16 protein-coding genes, 1 tRNA gene and 1 pseudogene are annotated in these 17,011 nt (G+C 62.0%); 5 read left to right on the top strand and 13 right to left on the bottom strand.

Annotated elements, in window-relative coordinates:
• Window positions 1-199: 199 nt before the first annotated feature.
• Window positions 200-415 (bottom strand): Txe/YoeB family addiction module toxin, encoded by a 216-nt coding sequence (locus D571_RS0113210; protein ID WP_018937170.1) that lies wholly within the window; start codon window positions 413-415, stop codon window positions 200-202.
• A gap of 63 nt (window positions 416-478) precedes the next feature.
• Here D571_RS0113210 and D571_RS13860 point away from each other — a divergent pair.
• Window positions 479-1,468 (top strand): annotated as a pseudogene (locus D571_RS13860) (IS481 family transposase).
• 2 nt (window positions 1,469-1,470) lie between these two features.
• Here D571_RS13860 and D571_RS13855 read toward each other — a convergent pair.
• The 5 genes from D571_RS13855 to D571_RS0113180 all read right to left on the bottom strand — a co-directional run bounded on the left by D571_RS13855 (window position 1,471) and on the right by D571_RS0113180 (window position 8,674).
• Complete coding sequence (locus D571_RS13855; RefSeq protein ID WP_198003817.1) at window positions 1,471-2,298, bottom strand: hypothetical protein; 828 nt, start codon at window positions 2,296-2,298, stop codon at window positions 1,471-1,473.
• Complete coding sequence (locus D571_RS0113195) at window positions 2,299-3,204, bottom strand: hypothetical protein (RefSeq protein WP_026287861.1); 906 nt, start codon at window positions 3,202-3,204, stop codon at window positions 2,299-2,301.
• Window position 3,205: 1 nt separating this feature from the next.
• Window positions 3,206-5,050, bottom strand: a complete 1,845-nt coding sequence (locus tag D571_RS14195; protein WP_083916913.1) for a hypothetical protein — start codon at window positions 5,048-5,050, stop codon at window positions 3,206-3,208.
• Window positions 5,047-5,976 carry a PD-(D/E)XK motif protein gene (locus tag D571_RS14190; RefSeq protein ID WP_255349498.1) on the bottom strand — a complete coding sequence of 310 codons (930 nt, stop codon included), beginning with the start codon at window positions 5,974-5,976 and terminating at the stop codon, window positions 5,047-5,049. Before D571_RS14190 ends, D571_RS14195 begins: the two co-directional genes overlap by 4 nt.
• A 76-nt stretch (window positions 5,977-6,052) precedes the next feature.
• Window positions 6,053-8,674, bottom strand: a complete 2,622-nt coding sequence (locus tag D571_RS0113180; RefSeq protein ID WP_026287860.1) for a Z1 domain-containing protein — start codon at window positions 8,672-8,674, stop codon at window positions 6,053-6,055.
• A 484-nt stretch (window positions 8,675-9,158) separates the two neighbouring features.
• On the opposite strand from D571_RS0113180, the gene D571_RS14360 reads away from it, so the two are divergent.
• A complete protein-coding gene (locus D571_RS14360; RefSeq protein ID WP_018937163.1) occupies window positions 9,159-9,305 on the top strand; it encodes a hypothetical protein in 147 nt (48 codons plus the stop codon).
• 18 nt (window positions 9,306-9,323) lie between these two features.
• Here D571_RS14360 and D571_RS13850 read toward each other — a convergent pair whose 3' ends face one another.
• Complete coding sequence (locus tag D571_RS13850) at window positions 9,324-10,922, bottom strand: DNA cytosine methyltransferase (RefSeq protein WP_018937162.1); 1,599 nt, start codon at window positions 10,920-10,922, stop codon at window positions 9,324-9,326.
• Window positions 10,923-10,984: 62 nt separating this feature from the next.
• Between D571_RS13850 and D571_RS0113165 the strand changes: the two genes are divergently transcribed.
• Window positions 10,985-11,446, top strand: coding sequence for a very short patch repair endonuclease (locus D571_RS0113165; protein ID WP_018937161.1), 462 nt, complete (start codon window positions 10,985-10,987; stop codon window positions 11,444-11,446).
• A 174-nt stretch (window positions 11,447-11,620) separates the two neighbouring features.
• Here D571_RS0113165 and D571_RS0113160 read toward each other — a convergent pair whose 3' ends face one another.
• Genes D571_RS0113160 through D571_RS0113150 form a run of 3 tightly spaced genes read right to left on the bottom strand, consistent with a single transcriptional unit; the run spans window position 11,621 to window position 13,918 of the window.
• A complete protein-coding gene (locus D571_RS0113160) occupies window positions 11,621-12,478 on the bottom strand; it encodes a TraI domain-containing protein (RefSeq protein WP_026287859.1) in 858 nt (285 codons plus the stop codon).
• Window positions 12,475-13,692 carry an Arm DNA-binding domain-containing protein gene (locus tag D571_RS0113155; protein WP_018937159.1) on the bottom strand — a complete coding sequence of 406 codons (1,218 nt, stop codon included), beginning with the start codon at window positions 13,690-13,692 and terminating at the stop codon, window positions 12,475-12,477. Before D571_RS0113155 ends, D571_RS0113160 begins: the two co-directional genes overlap by 4 nt.
• A complete protein-coding gene (locus D571_RS0113150) occupies window positions 13,685-13,918 on the bottom strand; it encodes a hypothetical protein (protein ID WP_018937158.1) in 234 nt (77 codons plus the stop codon). The genes D571_RS0113155 and D571_RS0113150 overlap by 8 nt, the downstream gene beginning before the upstream one ends.
• A gap of 92 nt (window positions 13,919-14,010) precedes the next feature.
• Here D571_RS0113150 and D571_RS0113145 point away from each other — a divergent pair, with 92 nt between their 5' ends.
• Window positions 14,011-14,301, top strand: a complete 291-nt coding sequence (locus D571_RS0113145) for a helix-turn-helix domain-containing protein (RefSeq protein WP_018937157.1) — start codon at window positions 14,011-14,013, stop codon at window positions 14,299-14,301.
• A gap of 140 nt (window positions 14,302-14,441) precedes the next feature.
• On the opposite strand, the gene D571_RS0113140 is transcribed toward D571_RS0113145, so the two are convergent.
• The 3 genes from D571_RS0113140 to D571_RS0113130 all read right to left on the bottom strand — a co-directional run bounded on the left by D571_RS0113140 (window position 14,442) and on the right by D571_RS0113130 (window position 15,698).
• Window positions 14,442-14,518: transfer RNA gene (locus tag D571_RS0113140), tRNA-Met, on the bottom strand.
• 88 nt (window positions 14,519-14,606) lie between these two features.
• The gene (locus D571_RS0113135) at window positions 14,607-14,912 is read right to left on the bottom strand and encodes a ferredoxin (protein ID WP_018937156.1); all 306 of its coding nucleotides are present in this window, start codon (window positions 14,910-14,912) and stop codon (window positions 14,607-14,609) included.
• Between the two features lie 48 nt (window positions 14,913-14,960).
• Window positions 14,961-15,698 (bottom strand): YdiY family protein, encoded by a 738-nt coding sequence (locus tag D571_RS0113130; RefSeq protein ID WP_018937155.1) that lies wholly within the window; start codon window positions 15,696-15,698, stop codon window positions 14,961-14,963.
• A 103-nt stretch (window positions 15,699-15,801) separates the two neighbouring features.
• On the opposite strand from D571_RS0113130, the gene D571_RS0113125 reads away from it, so the two are divergent.
• A complete protein-coding gene (locus D571_RS0113125) occupies window positions 15,802-16,989 on the top strand; it encodes a (Fe-S)-binding protein (protein ID WP_083916912.1) in 1,188 nt (395 codons plus the stop codon).
• Window positions 16,990-17,011 lie beyond the last annotated feature (22 nt).

The following is a 17,011-nucleotide window of genomic DNA, read 5'->3' as shown; positions in this document are numbered from 1 at the left end:
GTTGCTGTGGGTCCGGCGGTTCGAGAGCGTCGAGGAGCTCAGGCGTGAGCTGCTGGCGTTCAAGGAGCGGTTCAACCGGCCTTGGCTGCTCCAGCGCCACGGCCATCAGACGCCGGCACAGGTGCGTGAAGCGCACCGGGACGAGCCGGCCATCGCGGCGTGAATTTTGTGCAAGTGAGTGTCCAGGATTTCAGGGGCTTTACACCACGTCATAGACCAGGCGATGGGTGTCATCAATACGGCGCGACCAGAAGCCAGCCAAGTTCTCCTTGAGAGGTTCGGGCTTGCCAATACCTTCCAGCGGTGGCCGCTTCACATCCGCGATCAACTTGTTGATCCGCTTGAGGGTCTTCCGGTCCTGGGCTTGCCAGTAGATGTCAGGGCTCGCCTGATTACTTACCGCGAGAGAAGGCACCCCTGTTTCATGCCCGGGAGTGGATGAGTACTGTGCCCGATGAGCGAACGGGGGGCTGACGGCATGACGAGTACGATCGATTCCAACGCTCGCACCACACCCCGGATCCGGCAGGAACTGCAGGAGGCGCCGGCCGGCGTCAGCGACCCGGAACTCGCCCGGCGTTACGGCGTCAGCCGCATGACGGTGCGCAAGTGGCGCCGTCGGCGCACCGAGGTGGCAGCCCAGACCCATCGTCTGAAAACGATGCACACGACGCTCACGGCGGAACAGGAGGCGATCGTGGTCCAGGTCCAGGAGATCGCCCTGCTGTCGCTGGACGATCTGCTGATCGTGGCACGCGAGTTCCTGAACCCGGACCTCAGCCGGGCGGCGCTGGACCGCTGCCTGCGCCGCCACGGTGTCAGCGACCTGCAGGCGCTCAAGCGCGAGCAGGCCGGCGAGGCCGTCGAGCCCGGCCACAAGCCGTTCAAGGACTACGTGCCGGGGTTTGTGCATGTGGACGTGAAGTACCTGCCCCAGATGGCGCCGAGCCCTCGCGCGGTTACCTGTTCGTAGCCATCGACCGTGCCTCGCTCTGGGTCTTTCTCGAGGTACGACGCTCGAAGACGGACGAAGCCGCGCGGTTTTCTGAAGAAGCTGATCGAGCGGGCGCCGTTCCATGTCACGCACGTGGTCACGGACAACGGCAAGGAGTTCACGGACCGCTTTGCGGCCACCGATGAACGCGAGCCCACGGGGCGCCATCCGTTCGACCGGCTGTGCGCCGACCACGGGATCGAGCATCGTCTGATCCGGCCGAAACGGCCGCAGACCAACGGAATGGTGGAGCGCTTCAACGGCCGGATCGCCGACTTGCTGCGGACCCGGCGCTTCGACTCGGGAGAGCATCTGAAAGACACCCTCCGGGAGTACCAGCGCCTGTACAACCATCAGATCGGGCAGAAGGCGCTGGGGCACCGAACGCCGGTGGAGACCCTCAAGGCCCGGCAACAGGATCGCCCCGATTTATTTCGCAAACGTGTTTATAACCAGCCGGGACCTGACAGCTAGTCTCAGGATCTACTCCGCGTCCGCAGCCTCATCGCTTGCCGATCTGCTCGCCCCGGTCCACTGTCGGGCGCGTCGGCTTCTGCAGCGCCGGGGTTGTTGGGAACGCGGAACACCTCGTTGAGGAAGCCAGCGAGTTCTGCTGCTGGAAGGTCTGAAAGGGATCTGATCTCGTTGCGAATGCGGATTTCGAGAATGGCCCGCCGCATGAGGTCTTCCATCGAGGTTCTGCCGTGGAGTTTCGACGCTCGCATCCATGCTTCCGCCACTGCCAGTGAAAGCGTCGAATCGCCTCCAATACTGGGACGCTCGGTGATTTGCACCAAGGCATCCTCGCTCAACTCCGCCAGCAACTGCCAGCGCTCAGGGTGCTCCGGGCCCCGGTCAAGAGCGCGACCGCGCATCCACAGGCGTTGAAAGGTGTTCCGGACGCCACCCGTGTAACGCTCCATTGCAGCGCCAAACCGCCAGTACACGATGTCAGGTGCGACGACGGCCGCGACAAAACTCCAGACGTCGTCCCTCAGTGCTTCGCCGGTGGAGAACATTTCGACCTCCGCGAGCCATGCCGCTGCGTTCGCATCGAATGCGGCATGGGAGTTCCCGGCATTGGACCCGCCGAAACCATGGGCGCGAGCCAGTTCCTCTAGGTCAGTGCGCAATTGGGTCAGTTCCGCACGTCCTAGCGGTGCTCCACCCGTTGCCGCAAACCGCACCGAAGAAGGAAGGTTCGCCGGACTGAAGCCTGGCCATCGCTCCGGGCCCTGCTCAAGAAAACTTCTGACGAGAGTTTCACAGGCGGGGTCGGGAAGCCTTGGAAGCAGAAAACTCATCTAAGCTTCCCCGAGTTCAGCGAGAGCGAGGAACGCAGATCGGAAGGCGCCCGGTCGGCTTTCGAGGACGGAACGGATGAAGGCGACATCCTTTCCCGGCCATGCCTTGCGGAGCCATTGTTCTGCTTGGGCTCCAAGGGACCCGGGTTCCGCAGCGTCGATCCACTCGACTGCTTCAGCGTCGACGAGAAACCTTTCGCAAATCTGGCTCATGATGTCTGCCAAGATGAGCTGAAGGGTTGCTGGATCCTCATTCTCGATCCGCTCCAGAAATTCGGCCGCGCTCTCGTTCAGGTACAGACGGACAGCGCCATTGAATTCACGACTCCAGTCGCGTGGCGACCAGTGCAGATACCATGGGGCACCACTAGCGACACCTTCGCCCAGAAGCTGCCCGAGATCGGCGGTTTCGATCGGGAAACGGGGCTCCTCGCCTTCGAGGCGGATGCGCACGCTGTCTGACCACAGGCGGTCGCCGAAGGCCCTCGGGGAAAGCACACCTGGCGACGCCGGAGGAGAGGCCAGTATCACCTCCGTCTGAAGATCGAGAACCATCGAGAGCGCCCGCCCCTCGATGACCCGTTCGAATTTCCAAACGGGATTGTCCAAGTTCACGCGCTCCAACTTCCTGTCCATGACCAAGCGCGGCAGGCGGCCCTGTCCCGTACCCAACCGGACGCCGAGCAATAGCTGAAGGTCATCGATGGACAGGGACAAATCAATAACTGCAACTTCCGGCACCAACCGGACCGTTCGCCGGATATGCACGTCGCACGACGAATCCCAGTCCGGTAGAAACTCGCCGGCTTCAACCCAGTCATTTCCGTCGACCGAAACCTCCCAAGGGGACGCTTCGATCGAGGCATCCGAAAGAGTAAGGAAAGGGAAGGCAATTCTTCGATTCATGTCAAGGTGCCTCTTCCAACACATCGACCGAAGCGATGACCGCGCAGTCGTCAGGGACTCTCACGAAAATCTCGAAACGTCCTTCGCGTCCTGAAAGGTCGAAGACCGCGCCATCCGCGACTTCACCGCGGTCAGACCATTTGATGGAAAGCACTTCGGGGTTCGGGGCATCCTCCTTGGTATGCCCTAGTCCTGCCCCCTCCACGGCAACTGCTACCGACGCACTCAACGCGACACCACTTCGTTTCTCGTCCTGTGTCACATCGGTCGAGAATACGGCAACCTTTCCCTTCGCTTTGACTTCCAGACGCTCGAAACCGGGGCGGGTGGCTCGCGCGCGCTTCGGCCGAGGGCCAGGCCCCCCGCCAGTTGTGCGGCGGCGGCCGGCACCGTCTCCTCCGACATTCTCGAGAACAGAACCCAGCCGTCCAGCCAGCCGCGCCAACGGCGGCCCGTCGCTTCGGCCGCTGCATTGCGGCGTTGCCTCTTGGCCCATTTCGACAGCCGCCTCGCGGAGCCGTCTCAGCGCAACGTTCACGTAGCGCTTCTCATTACCCTTGGAGAGGTTGTCGGGGACCCAGTCATCATGTGCTGGCGGTTCGGAATCAGCGAAGGCGCGTTCGACCTCATCCTCGTCACTCGCCAGAAACACTCCCACCCATTCGAGGCGCCCATCCGGAAGCGGGTTGCCCTCGAGGTATTTCACGACGAGCTCAACGGGCCGCATGAGCGCGATGTGATGAAGCTGCTCCGGTACGAGTGAGTCCGTCGCCACGAGAGGACGGCGCGGCGATCTCAATCCCTTCTCTATGGCCAGAGCTCCCAGGTACTTCGGTGGCTTCAACGACTCGATGCGCCGCACGTCATTTCCCTCGCGGTGGCGCGCTGCCCGCATGGCGTTGCAGAACAGATGGAACGGCGCAAGCGTTTCGGGCTCCGGAACGGGGACCTCCGCATCTTCCAACATGACCCTGCACCTAAACCGCCGCGAGTCCGGTGAATCCGTCATCATTCTTGGCCAGAAGTTCCAAAGGAGAGACTCGACGATGCGGTTCGCCGCGTTTCGCAGGTCTTCGTCTTCGGGTTGAAAGCCGACGATCATGATGGAGGTCCCGCTTCCCCGCTCCCGTCGGTCAGGAAAGCCGAGGGCGTTGGCAAGTTCGTCGGCGCTCGTGCCAGTCAGCGGATCGGCAATGCCATCTTCCGGATCTCGTGCTCCCCACCAGTGTCGTCCGGTGAACCTGCGAAGCATGCCATCTTCCGGACTCTCGAATGATCGACCAACATGACAGCCGATGAGCCGGCGGTTGTCCGGATCACCGCCGTGAGGAAGAGTGTCGACGATGATTGTGCTGCAAGTGCTGGCCCGATACAGCGCAACCTTCCCGAATCCGTAGGTTCCACCACCGTGCTCGGTGTCTCGAGGTGTTCCGATGTTGCGCAGGAAGTCGATGAAGTCGGTCCGCTTCGTCCCGACAGGAATGCGGTCTGATCGAGTCGGCCCTCCAAGGCCCACTGTTCCGAAATCGCAGATTTCCAGAACGACCAACGGATCCTGATCCAGGGCATTGCAGATCTGTCTGTTCGACGTCGGTTCTTCGGGTAGCTCCGCAAGGCCCCGGTTTCTGAGCACGTCCCGTTGAAAGGTAGTAAGCGTCCGGATTCTGATGAGGATTTCCGGCCCTGTTCCAAGCTTCGCCGCATCGGCGATGTTTTGGACGGACTCGCGTATGACGGTCTGGAGGGGATCCAGGGTCGGGGCGCCGAGAAGCTTTCGGAAATTTTCGCCGATGTTCCCGGTCGAGCCATAGGGCTCCGAGTACAGTTCAAGAGTGCGTTGCGTCATCTGGCAAATTCTCGAAGCAGTTCGTCAACCTCGGTGGGAGGACGCCTGCAGCTTTCGGCGAAACCAAGGTCGATCTCATAGGTTGCATCGACGACGCCGGCAGGGACGTCGCCCCCTTCGAAGCATGACGGAGCAATCCGGGGAAAATCGACCGAAACGGAATAGAGCTTTTCCCCTTCGAGTCTGAAGGTATGGCGGTTCCACCGCTCATCGAGAATGTCACTGCAACCGACGGACAACAGCAATTCCCGCAGCCCAGAGGGGTTATCTGCCTTCGAGAGTGCTTGGCCGCCCAAGGCGGCAACCGACAGCAGGCTACCATCGGCCGGTTCGAGGACAAGGTGGAGAAGATGGAGAGATCCATCCGAAGGCGGTTCCAGCTGCGCCAGCCCGTTGATCGTAATAACACTGACGCCCGCTCGAAGTGATGCCTTCACCTCGAGCGAGTTGTCACGAACCCTGAAATCGTGCCGGTCACCCGCCGGCCCCTGCCATGCCCGCCAGGCAGAGGGCGAGAGGTCAAGGAGTCGGTTCAGGATAACGAGTTCTCCTACCAGCCCTGCGACTCGGTGCCGCTCTATGTCGCGATGGGAGTGCGGAATCAGCAACGCACGAAAATCCTCGATCGTTTCACTCGTTGCCTGCGAGACGTTTGCGCCTGCGGCAATACGTGCGAGGATTTCGCTTACGACATCGCCGAACACAGTTTCGAGTTCACTGGAAAGGCACATGAGATCCATGAACCGGGATGCGCGCCCTTTGTGCATTAAGGTCGAGACGCTGATGAGTAGCGCAGGCCCGGCCTCCATTGATTGCAGGCTGTCATCTCGAGCCAGTGGAACAAGCAACCTTGCTTCGCCATTCGGCCCAACAGCTAGGCGAATCTGGCCCGCGTCAGTCCTTGCCGGCAGAGCTAGAGACGGCACCTCAAACCCATCACCACTGCCGCCGCTAGTGCGAAGGACATTCCATTGTCCGGCGACCGACGCATAGGGCCTACTCTCAGACACCGGCTGCCTCCGCCTGAGCCGCTTCCTCCTGTTCAATCTCTTCGAGTTCTTCTGCGGAGACCGGTTTTAATTCGACGGACACGAAGTTACCGCCCTCCGTGATCGATCCCGGGAACACGACGCCAAGACCGAGAACGTCATGTACCGCGTCCAGAGGCTCACGCAGTTTGAGTTTGCTTTCGCGTTCAGGAGCCGAATGCCGGTCAATCGCGTAGAGCAGAAGGAGTGGCACCTGTCCGACTTCTTGAAGACGCGCTTCCTTGAGGTCGTCCCACGTGCCGGATTTTTCGCCATCGTTGTAGCAATCGAAAAGGAGGTCGCGCTTGGACATCAGGGCTTTGATGTCTGCTATCTGTCCAAGGTCCTTCAGTTTCGCACGCCGTACCGTTCTCACTTTTCCGGCACTTCCAAGGTCGAATTCAGAGGGGGTGCCTCGTCCCGGTTCGACGATGCCGACATTCCAATGGTCAAGGCGGGGGTCTCCACCCTCGAGGAATGGGATCAGCAGATCGGGTAGCAGGTCTGCGTGAGAGGATTCCACCGTGAAGGATTCCAGAAACCGGCGCACTGATGACTTGGGTACCTTGCACCAAAGTTTTCGGCCAGTGGCATCGGCCCGTTTGTCCCGCAATCCGAGAGCTTCGATCCGACTGATAAGCTCAGCGCCGGCATTCCAGTTCCGCATTTGTTTTTCTTGGTCAAGGTGAGAAAACCGGAAAGTCTGGCGGTGGGTGCCCCAGTAGCTGACGGCGCAGCGGCGGGCCGCCCGCATCTTGTTCGCAGCCGTGATCGCCATGCCGGGTATGGCGCGGACACGGACCGCGATGTCCATGGGGGTCAGATCCTGCAATCGATATTGTTCGATATCGTCGCGGATTTCCTGCTCGACGGCCGCGAGTGCCCTGAACCTCATTTTCAGTTCATTCGGCATGTAGATTCGCGGTAGATCCTCGTAGCCGGGGCGATAACCGAACCATCGCCCCATCTGCAGCAGCGTGTCGTACTGGTTTGCAGACCGCAGGAAGTAACTCACCATCAGTCCTTCAAGGGTGAGCCCCCGTGCGAGGATCGAGCCGCCGACCACGATATAGGTCCGCGAGGGCGCAGAGTAATCGATGCGGTCGTCGCTCGCTCCGTTCTCGACCGGAAATTCGAGGCGACCGAGCACCTTGGGTAAATGCTCGAAGATCTGATTAGCAGACACTCTAGGCGCATCCGTGATGTCCCTCGGGAGACTTTCGGCCTCGTCATTCCAAAGCCTTGCGAGTTTCTTGGCGAGGTCCGAGTGACGATCGGCCAAGTCACTTCGGCTGACATCGATCCAGCCCTGTATGAGCGAGGCAACCCGTTCGTGCGCCGTCACGTAGGCCGAGGTGTGTACCAGCATGGTCATGTGTTTCTCGCCGTCGCCACGGGCATGCCTCGCCGCGCAACAGGCAAGGAAATACAGGATCGCATCCTCCAGGCTTGGTGTCATCTCAGGGTGGAACGAATCGCGCTCCTTGCGGCTTCGTGGTTGTAGAAGGGCCTCTTCTTCGGGAAGGACTTCCCGGATCATGTCGAGACCCTCTTCCTCGGGCAGGGGGTTTGCCGGGTCTTCCGGAGTTTTCCCAAACAGCCGTTCTGTTCCAAAATATCGCTCCGGATGGGGAAGCGCAGTAATGAAGTCCCGGGGATACAGATCGTCGATTTCCTGCCCATCGGTGCGGTAGGGGTTGATGAGAACATTGGCGAACGGTGTCGCCGTGTAACCGACATAGGTGACGGCCGGGAGCAGGGATAGAATTTCGCGAATGCGCCGATTGATGGCGGTCATGTCCAGTTCGCCGCGCGCGGAGTTCACACTGGCTTGGTCGCATTCGTCGTCGATAACGAGGACCCTGAGCTGCTTGAGGACCGCCGGATAGGTTTCTTGTATGGCGTCTTTGAGTTCTCCAAGGGGCGACACGTTCTTCTTTATCACGGCAAGCTGGGCCTTGTCGGAATGCGATAGGAACCCGCCTTGAGCGGGTGCCCGGAAGTCCCGATTGATGTCATTGCGAGTCAGAACATGCCAATTGAGTGGATTCCGTTGCACGAGGTCCGTGTGAAGGCGGAGTTGCGTCTGATACCGCAACTTGTTGGTGAGGCCAGCGAGGACGATGATCGTGTCGTAACCCGAGTCCAAAGCCTTCCCGATGACTGCGGTCATGTTTGCGGTCTTCCCTGACTGGACGTGACCGACAACCAGTCCTCGGGCAGAAAACTGGGGTTTTTCTGGGTTGCGGGGGTTTTCCAGAAGGGACACGACCTCATTGGATGCGTCATCGATTCCCCGAACATCATCTTCCGGCCAGTTCTTCTGGTTCAGAAGATATGCCTTGACTGCGGGCCAGTGCAGGTCGGAAGGTTTGGGTCCGAAATACCACTGCGGACGTTTTTGGATGACGGAATGTGTGTGGAGTATCTCGATCTGTTCGAATTCCCGTGCAACGAAACTCCGAGCTTCGTCGATTTCGCCGGACAGTTTTTGCGCAAGCCCGGGGTCCAGCGTCTCGAATTCATCGCGCACCGCCCTAACCGCGGCATCAAGATTTCCGTGTCGCGGAAGCGCCTGACGGATACGCTCAATCAAACTGTCTACCTGTGGCCCCGGCACGAACACCTCCGATGGAGTTGCGAAGAGGGTGGATGTCAGCGTCGCTGATACAACTAGAAGAAACCACGCGATGATTGCAGAATCAAGGTCGGCTGGGAAGTCCAGACGTCCCTCAGGGGGCGACCCAAGGTCTTGATGTGCCAATGCCGCTGGACACTCAGGGGGAGCGGTGCCGCGTTGCAGCGGTGGCGCTCGACGGTGGCCTTCCATCGGCGATATGACCCCCGCCCGGCATGCCACCCAATTGCACAGGGTGCCGAAGTCCCGGAGCAGGCCGTGCAACGCCACCCAAGGGCCGACCACAATGGTGCGTGGTGCGGGCCGGAACTAACCCGAACCGGCCACGAAGCATGCTCTGGCGCAAATTATCGAGCACCCGGACCTTTCGGCCAGTCCGAGAACCGCGCGGACGATTGCATCGGCCTGGAACCGGATCAGGCAGGAGAATTCCGGAGTTCCGATGGAGGCCCTGACTCGTGATGCCATTCGCAGTCTGACCGCGCACCCCGTAACACAGGATCTCGACGGGCTCGGCGAGGACGAGCTCCTTGGCCGCGTGAATGCGGTGTTCCATGCGGCTCTGGCCAACCTGTCGCGGCGTAGTTGACTGCGCTGCGGCTGCGGCTCAGGCAGTCGCTTCCGCTCTTTGAAAAGGGTCCTCCGTGGCGAGGGAGGCTTTCTGCTGATCATGGGCGACCAGCAAGTCCTTCACCAGCATGGCGATCTGGCGGGCCAGAAACGGGGGCACGGCATTTCCGACCTGATGATACTGCTCGGTCCGGTTGCCCTCGAAAAAGTAGTCGTCGGGGAAGGTCTGAATCCGCGCGGCTTCACGCACGGTCAGCGCACGACACTGCCCCGGATCGGGGTGAATGTAATAGTGCCCGTCCTTCGCGATATGGCTGGTGACCGTCCTGCCGGGTTCGTTTTCCAACTGCACCCGGAATCGATCCGCGAATTTTCCGGTCGTCCAGTTGGCATGGCTGGGCGCGAGACCCGGCAGGGCAAAGTCATCAGCCCCCTTGGGTGAACGCCCGCATGCGCGAGCAAAGCTCGCCGCGTAAAGATAACGGGCAAGATCCGCTGGCATGTGCGAGCGGGTTTCGTGATTGAGCACCACATCCAGACGCGGGTCATGCCACCAGTCCGCGAGACCACCGACGTTCCTGGTTTCGGGTGCCGAAACCAGAGGCTGTGACCGGGCACCAACCGACCATTGCCGGATTTCCCGAATGCGCCTGACGGCACTGTCCAGCTCCTCGGCCAGGGCGTCCTGACCGCGCCTCGCTGCCTCCCGCACAAGGGCCTCGCCTCGCTCCGAAACCTCCTGCCGCCAGGCCTGTTCGCTGTCCCCCCTGGACAGGCGACTGCGCAACGCGGGCAGGTCGCCGACCGCATCGGCGACGGTCGTGGCCCGGCGCTTGTGCAGGCACCCGGGGGCTACACCCAGGTCCTCCCGCACCCCCAGGAGAAAGACGCGATGGCGGGCCTGCGGGACGCCGTGTTCCTCGGCTTTCACCGTAAAGGCATGCGAAGGAATCGCGGCCGGATCCTCTCCGGCCGAAAACACGACCCCGGGATCGACCAGTGAATGGATCCTGTATCCCGGTCCGTTCGGAGCACGCGCGAGAGCCTCATCCGGGTCGACGAGATCTCGGAGAATGTCGTGAAAGATCCTCCGTCCGCCAACCCGCGAGCTGACAATGCCCTTCACGTTCTCCATCACGAAAACGGCCGGGCGAAAATTCTGGATCAGCTTCAGATATTCGCGATACAGATAGTGGCGACCGTCGTCTTCGGGAACATATCCCTCGATACCCCGGTTACGGGCTCGGCCGACCAGCGAATACGCCTGACACGGCGGGCCCCCGACAAGAACACCGTCGACAAAATCCCGCTGCGCCAGGGCCTGCGAGAAGCGCTGGTCATCATCGGCGTTCCCCAGCGTCACGCACAGTGCCTCCCGCTCCGCCTCCTCCCAGAGTTCGCGGGTCGCATCGGTCCACGGGGCAGCTCGCCGGCCCTTCACGTAGTCATAATAGGGGGCCGTGCTTTCACCCGAAGCCTCGAGGGCGCGCTTGAACGCGCGCAGCCGCAGCGTACGGTGGGCCGAGGACGAACATTCCGCAGACAGTTCAATGCGAAAGGCATCCGTGAGCGAGGCGAAGCCCTCACCCAGGCCGCCGGGGCCGGCAAACAGGTCCGCTACGGGTACAGGCGTCATTGAATGAGCCCTTTCTGCAGAGAAGGTTTCACGCCCGCGGGGCCGCTCGGGAGCAACACTCGATGGACGTAGTTGATGCGAAAACGCGCTCGCGGATGATGTCCGGGATCCGCTCGACCAACACGCGACCCGAGATGCGGGTACGTCGTTTTCTCCATTCGCGAGGTTTCCGCTACAGGCTTCATCAGGCAAGGCTCCCGGGCAGCCCCGATCTCGTTCTCAGGAAACATTCCTTGGCCATCTTCATCCATGGCTGTTTCTGGCATCGCCACCGTGGTTGCCGCCTGACCACCACTCCGTCCACCAACCCGGAAAAATGGCAGAAGAAATTCAGCCAGAACATTGCCCGTGATCAGCGCAACCAGGAGCAGCTTCTGACCGCCGGCTGGCGCGTACTGATCCTCTGGGAATGCGGCCTCCGTGGCAGCGACGTGGAAGCAACGCTCGACCAGTGGCTGCCCGGGTGGATCCCTGGTGACGAACCATTTCTGGAATGGCCCGAAAAGGAGAATCCCGCCACCTGAGCGGGAAACCCGCAGTTCCTGCCCAGATCATACCAGGTCACCCCCCTGTCTGCCTGGTGGGGCTCGGACACCGAAACAACCCAGCGCCCAGTAGAGTGGAGAAACAGGCACAGACGACACCTTCGCGGGATCCAGATTCATTTCGAGCCTCGATCAGGCGGATATACCCGTTCACTAACTGCCAAACAACCGCAAACCGGCACTCATTCGATCGGCCATGCGAATAGTGTCGACCAGAGGCAAGGGCGATGCATGCCCTTTGCGTTGAGCATCCTGAATCAGCATATGAATAAGCGTTGCGTGCGCCTTCGCCGACAGGTTCGCAAGACGCGGCAGATGCGCCGACAAAGCCACCAGGGACAAGTGCTCATGGGGCGTCTCGCGAAGCAACCAGGGGGAACCGCCCGAATGCGTGAGGATCTTGCCGAAATCGTGGAACAGGGCGGCGAGGACTATGGCGTCGCGCAGGCTGTCGTCGATAGCAGTGTTGCACGACTCTGGTGCGCTCTGGACGGCCTGCTCCGTAATCTCTGCACACTCGAGCGAATGGCGAAGCAACCCACCCGCGACTGAATGGTGATGCTGGTAGCTCGCCTTCACCTGAAAGAAGCGCTTCAGCAGCGGCAGGTCTTCTACCACCCCTTCCATGAAATGGCGAAAGGGTGCTGTGCGCAGCCGCTCAATCAACATGCGCAGCCGTTCCGGGTCGGCACCGTCCACGCACCATGACGTCGGCATCACCTGGCTGGGCCAGTACTCGCCCGGTTCCAGAGGGCGAATGAAGCAGATGCTCGGCTGGGCTCCCGCAGGGCTGGAAAACTGGACCTCCACGACCGATCCACTTCGGACGCCGGACACCGTCGCAGGGTCCTGCACCTCGGTCTGCCATCGTTGGCCGGCCAGATGCAGGACCAGATACCTTCTACCACCACGCTCGAAACAATCTCGGACGCGATAAATGCCGAAGGTTCGTTCGTCGTCGGTACCTGATACGTGCGCTCCATGTTCGGTCTTCCAATCCGCCCCCCTCACGACTCACCTCCGAAGCGTTCGTCGATCAGGTTTTCGAATGCCGAGCCGTCTTGTCGAGTGGCATTCGGGATGTACCGCGAGTAGATCTTGAACAGCATTTCCGTAGAGGAGTGCCCCAGCTGACGCGCGATCCACTCCGGTGACTCGCCGGCCGCCAGCCAAAGAGTAGCGGCAGTGTGCCGCATGGTGTACGGGCGCCTGTACGGAATGTCGAGATAGCGCAGCAGAGGCGTCCAGACCCGCTTGGTGAAATTGCGGTTGTCGAGTGGGAGCCCTTCGGCGTTCGTGAAGACGTGCTCGAGGCGCCCGGTCGCCTGGCGCTGGTCGAGCAGCGCCTCGCGGACCCGCCGGGACATGTCCACCTCGCGCTGGGAACCATCGTTCTTGGTGTACTCGGTCCGACCATCCACGTAGGTCTCGCGAACCAGGATCTGGTTACGTTCGAAGTCGACGTGCTTCCACTTGAGCCCGTGGGCTTCACCGGACCGGAGTCCGGTGAAGAACCGCACGGTGAAGTAGTTGCGAAAATCGGCACGAGCGTGCTTCAGGATCAGGCTCACCTCTTCCAGGGTGAACGGATCCACCTGGGTCTTGCGCTCCTTGAGGAGTTTCACGCCCACGAAAGGTGACCTAAACTGGAAGCGGTCGGCGGCTTCATCGAACATCATCCGCAGGATCTTCAGTGTCCTGTTGATGGTGGAAGGCGAGAGCTCACGCTTGCGTACGGGGCTACCTTTGGCGAGATGGGCCCGGAATGCGTGGATATCTTCCTTCCTGATGTCGCCGACCTCTCTCTCCCTCCCGAAGAACGGAAAGACGTGCGTCTCGAAAGCGGTCGCGACGCTTTCGCGGTACGTCTGCCGCCAGGTCGGTGCCATCTCTTCGGTCCACTGTGCATAGAAACGACCGAGGGATGGCGTATGGGCGGAGGCTGGTCGAGAGGACAACCCGGCCTGACTTTCCGGGCCCATGCGATGACGCCCTTCAACCGTGCTACCTCGCCCCGGATTTTGCTGGACCAGATTGCTGTCGGGAAAGTATTTCGCGTAGTCGAATCGGCCCGCCTGGATGTCGCGGTCAATGTTGCGCGCAACCTTGAGCAGCCGCTTGCGGTTGGTCTCCGTATCCTTCAGGGCCGTGTATTCGCGGCGACGCCGCCCCTGCCAGCGAAAGTCGACGTAGAGCCTTCCGTTCTTGCAGTTCACGCTAGCCATGGCAGTAACCTCCCGAAGCCATCGGGATGACCGCGGCGTCCATGGCCGTGTCGAACATGTCCTCTTCAACGTGCTCCCAGATGTAGAGGATCTTCCGCCCCCCGAACGGGTGGAAATAGTGCCGGCCTTCGATGAGGACCGAATCTTTCAGGCGTTCCCGGATGGTGCGCGGTTCGTAGCCAATCCGCCTTGCCAGCTCACGCGTCGTCAGATAGGTTTTGCTCATTGCAGCATTCTCCTGTGGTCACGAATTGATCGTTTGATGCGTAAAGTGATCAAACGCAATTCGAATTTATCACAGATGATGCGTACGTCAATATGTTTGATTACTCAAATGATCAGGTGATCACCTTGCTGAGACTGAAGATCAAGGAACGAATCGCGGAGATGGAGTTCCAGACAGGCCGGAGGATCACCCTCGGAGAGGTCGCGAAAGCAACGGGGATCAACCGCATGACCCTCTCGAAGATGGTCAACCAGCGGGGATACAACACGCAGAGCGAGAATCTGGACCGACTTTGCCGGTACTTCGATTGTCGAATCGAAGACCTGGTCGAATACGTCCCCGATGAGGAGGTCGCCTCAGGTGACGAGCAACAGAAAGACTGACGGCCGAATAGCGGTCGTGAGTTCTCGGAGAGAGAAGGGGAAAGAAAGGGAAGGGGCGGCAGATGGTCCCCGCTTGGTCCCCACATGGTCCCCGGGGACCACGAGGGCGACCAGGCGAAGCCCTAAGTGCCTGAAATAATTGGTGGCTACGCCCTGATTCGAACAGGGGACCCCATCATTATGAGTGATGTGCTCTAACCAGCTGAGCTACGTAGCCACGCGGGTTGCGAATTCTCCCGGGGCAAGCCGTCGAAGTCAAGGCCCTTTCCGGGCCGCATACCAGACGCGGATCCGGGGCTCGGCACTCAGATCTGCAGGCGCTCGACCACTCGGCCGTTCGCGAGGTGTTCCTCAAGGATCTCGTCGATGTCGCGCTCGTCCTGGTAGGTGTACCAGACCGCTTCCGGGTACACCACGGCTACCGGCCCCTCATTGCAGCGGTCGAGGCAGCCTGCCGTGTTCACGCGCACCTGCCCCTTGCCGTGGATGCCCATCTCCTTGGCCCGGTTCTTGGCATACGAGCGCATCTCGGTCGCCCCGTGATCCTCGCAGCAGTTGCCGTCTTCCCGGCAGTTGGTGCAGAAGAAGATGTGCCGCTGGTAATACGCCATGCGATGCCCTCCGGTCGAAACGGGTCCATCATACTTTGTGCGAGCGGATCAGCGGAATCGCCAGACGAGGCTGACCTCGCTGATGGTATCGGTCTTTTCCTTGCCGGGCTCGACATCGGTGTTGTGCTTGACCGTCAGGCTGGTGCGCAGAGCCATGCGGTCGGTCATGTCGGCAGTCAGGGCGAGGATGTTCTCGATCTCGGTATTGTCGCTTCCGCTGATAATCAGCAGTTCGTCGGTCAGACGGGCGCTGTCACTGATGTCCCAGCGCAGATTGCCCCCGAGCCGGCCCACCGCATCGGTGTCCGACTCGCCGGATTCGGCCAGGCGTGCCTGGCGGGCGCCGGCGCCGATCTCGCCATCCAGTCGCACGCGCTCGCGATCCACCAGACGCCGGCCGTAACCCACGGTCTGCGAGGCCTGATAGTCATAGCTGCTGAAACGGTCGCGTTCGTAACGCAGCGCGCCGAACACGTAATCGTGTTCCGCCAGACGCCGGTCCAGCTGGTACCCCGCGATGTAGCGCTGCCCCGTGGTCTCGCGGTCTTCCTCGGTGAACAGCGCGTCGCCCCGCAGCCGGTTGCGCCACAACTCGGCGGTATGCTCGGCGCGGATTCGACCGCTGGCGGTGGCCGACTCGGTATTCCCGGTCGTCAGCGAGGCCCCGGCCTCCAGCGTGGTTTCCCATCCCTCCGCATCCCAGGCCTGAGACTGCGAGACTGGTATGCTGACAAGCATGACGGAAGACAACAGTACGGCGGCGGAACGCGGTACACGCGACAACATGGGACCCTCCGGGTCAGCAAACGGGCCCGGGACCCTAGCAAAGCCGCTTGGGGGCTCCGACCAACCCTCGAAGTACACGGGGCTTTCGGCGGTGGATCAGTGCGTGCACTGCGGTCTGTGCCTCCCCCACTGCCCCACCTACGAACTGCACCGGCAGGAAGGCGACTCCCCGCGAGGTCGCCTGACCCTGATGCAGGGCCTGGCCCGCGGCGAGCTCGATCCTCAGTCCCCCCGCCTGCGCAGCCATCTGGAAGGCTGTCTCGGCTGTCGCTCCTGCGAGGCCGTGTGCCCGGCCGGAGTCCCCTTCGGCGCCCTGATGGACCGCACCCGCGAAATCCTACTGCAGGAATCAGACGCGCCGGAGAGCGCCCCGCTGCCCATGCCGCGCATGCTGCACGACCGCCTGCTGGGATCGCCCCGGCTGCGGCGGCTCGCCGGCCTCGGGGCCCGGGCCGCCGCACGGCTGCCGCGCGCCGGGCTCCCGGGGCTGGACGCCACCGTGCGCCGGGCCCTGGAACATGCACGTCCCAGTCTCGCCCCGCCCCCCCGGCTCCGCGCCGACGGCCCGCCCGACGCGGTCGACGTGCTGCTGTTCACCGGCTGCATGGACGCCTTCTTCACCGGGCCGGACCTGGAAGCGGCCCTGAGCGTCCTGCATGCGCTGGACCTGAAGGTGGGCATCCCCTCCTCCCGGACCTGCTGCGGCGCCCTGGACCGACACGCCGGACGACCCGCGGCGGCCACGGAACTGGAGCGGCACAATCGCGAAGCCTTCGGTGCGGCCGAGGACGGCCCGCCGGTGATCGTCCTCGACAGCGGCTGCGAGGCGACCCTGCGCGAGGCCGCCGACAGCTTCCCCGGGGCCCGCGCGAGCAGCCTCACGCGCTTCGTCGCCCGACACCTGGAGGAACACGGCCCGCCCCGTGAAGGCTGGCGCGAAGACCCGGTGCGCGTCGCCCTGCATCGCCCCTGCACCCAGCGGAATGTCACCCGGGAGGGCGAGATCCTGCCGACGCTGCTGCGCGGCCTGCCCGGCATAACCCTCGCCGGAACCCCGTCCCTCCCCAACTGCTGCGGCGCCGGTGGCACGGCGATGCTCGCCTGGCCGGAACAGGCCGATGCCCTGGGACAGCAAACCCTGCAGGCCCTGGGCACGGAGACCCCGGACTGCATCATCTCCGGCAATGTAGGTTGCCGGGTGCATCTGCGCGCCCTGCAGCCGCAAACGCCTGAAGACCCGCCGCTGCTCTCCCCGGCCCGTTTCCTTGCGGGGCGCCTCGCGGTAACCTGAGTCGAGGCCCATACCCGAGCGC

Origin of the sequence: Thioalkalivibrio sp. ALJ24 (genome assembly GCF_000377785.1) — a bacterium.
In the GTDB taxonomy this organism is placed as follows: domain Bacteria; phylum Pseudomonadota; class Gammaproteobacteria; order Ectothiorhodospirales; family Ectothiorhodospiraceae; genus Thioalkalivibrio.
This window is presented reverse-complemented; position numbering and strand designations above follow the sequence as displayed.

What these genes read in the sequence shown, in the direction of transcription:
- D571_RS13855 (WP_198003817.1), bottom strand. Translation starts at nt 2,298, where the DNA reads ATGAGTTTTCTGCTTCCAAGGCTTCCCGACCCCGCCTGTGAAACTCTC.
- D571_RS0113195 (WP_026287861.1), bottom strand. Translation starts at nt 3,204, where the DNA reads ATGAATCGAAGAATTGCCTTCCCTTTCCTTACTCTTTCGGATGCCTCG.
- D571_RS14195 (WP_083916913.1), bottom strand. Translation starts at nt 5,050, where the DNA reads ATGACGCAACGCACTCTTGAACTGTACTCGGAGCCCTATGGCTCGACC.
- D571_RS14360 (WP_018937163.1), top strand. Translation starts at nt 9,159, where the DNA reads ATGGAGGCCCTGACTCGTGATGCCATTCGCAGTCTGACCGCGCACCCC.
- D571_RS13850 (WP_018937162.1), bottom strand. Translation starts at nt 10,922, where the DNA reads ATGACGCCTGTACCCGTAGCGGACCTGTTTGCCGGCCCCGGCGGCCTG.
- D571_RS0113165 (WP_018937161.1), top strand. Translation starts at nt 10,985, where the DNA reads ATGGACGTAGTTGATGCGAAAACGCGCTCGCGGATGATGTCCGGGATC.
- D571_RS0113155 (WP_018937159.1), bottom strand. Translation starts at nt 13,692, where the DNA reads ATGGCTAGCGTGAACTGCAAGAACGGAAGGCTCTACGTCGACTTTCGC.
- D571_RS0113150 (WP_018937158.1), bottom strand. Translation starts at nt 13,918, where the DNA reads ATGAGCAAAACCTATCTGACGACGCGTGAGCTGGCAAGGCGGATTGGC.
- D571_RS0113145 (WP_018937157.1), top strand. Translation starts at nt 14,011, where the DNA reads ATGTTTGATTACTCAAATGATCAGGTGATCACCTTGCTGAGACTGAAG.
- D571_RS0113135 (WP_018937156.1), bottom strand. Translation starts at nt 14,912, where the DNA reads ATGGCGTATTACCAGCGGCACATCTTCTTCTGCACCAACTGCCGGGAA.
- D571_RS0113130 (WP_018937155.1), bottom strand. Translation starts at nt 15,698, where the DNA reads ATGTTGTCGCGTGTACCGCGTTCCGCCGCCGTACTGTTGTCTTCCGTC.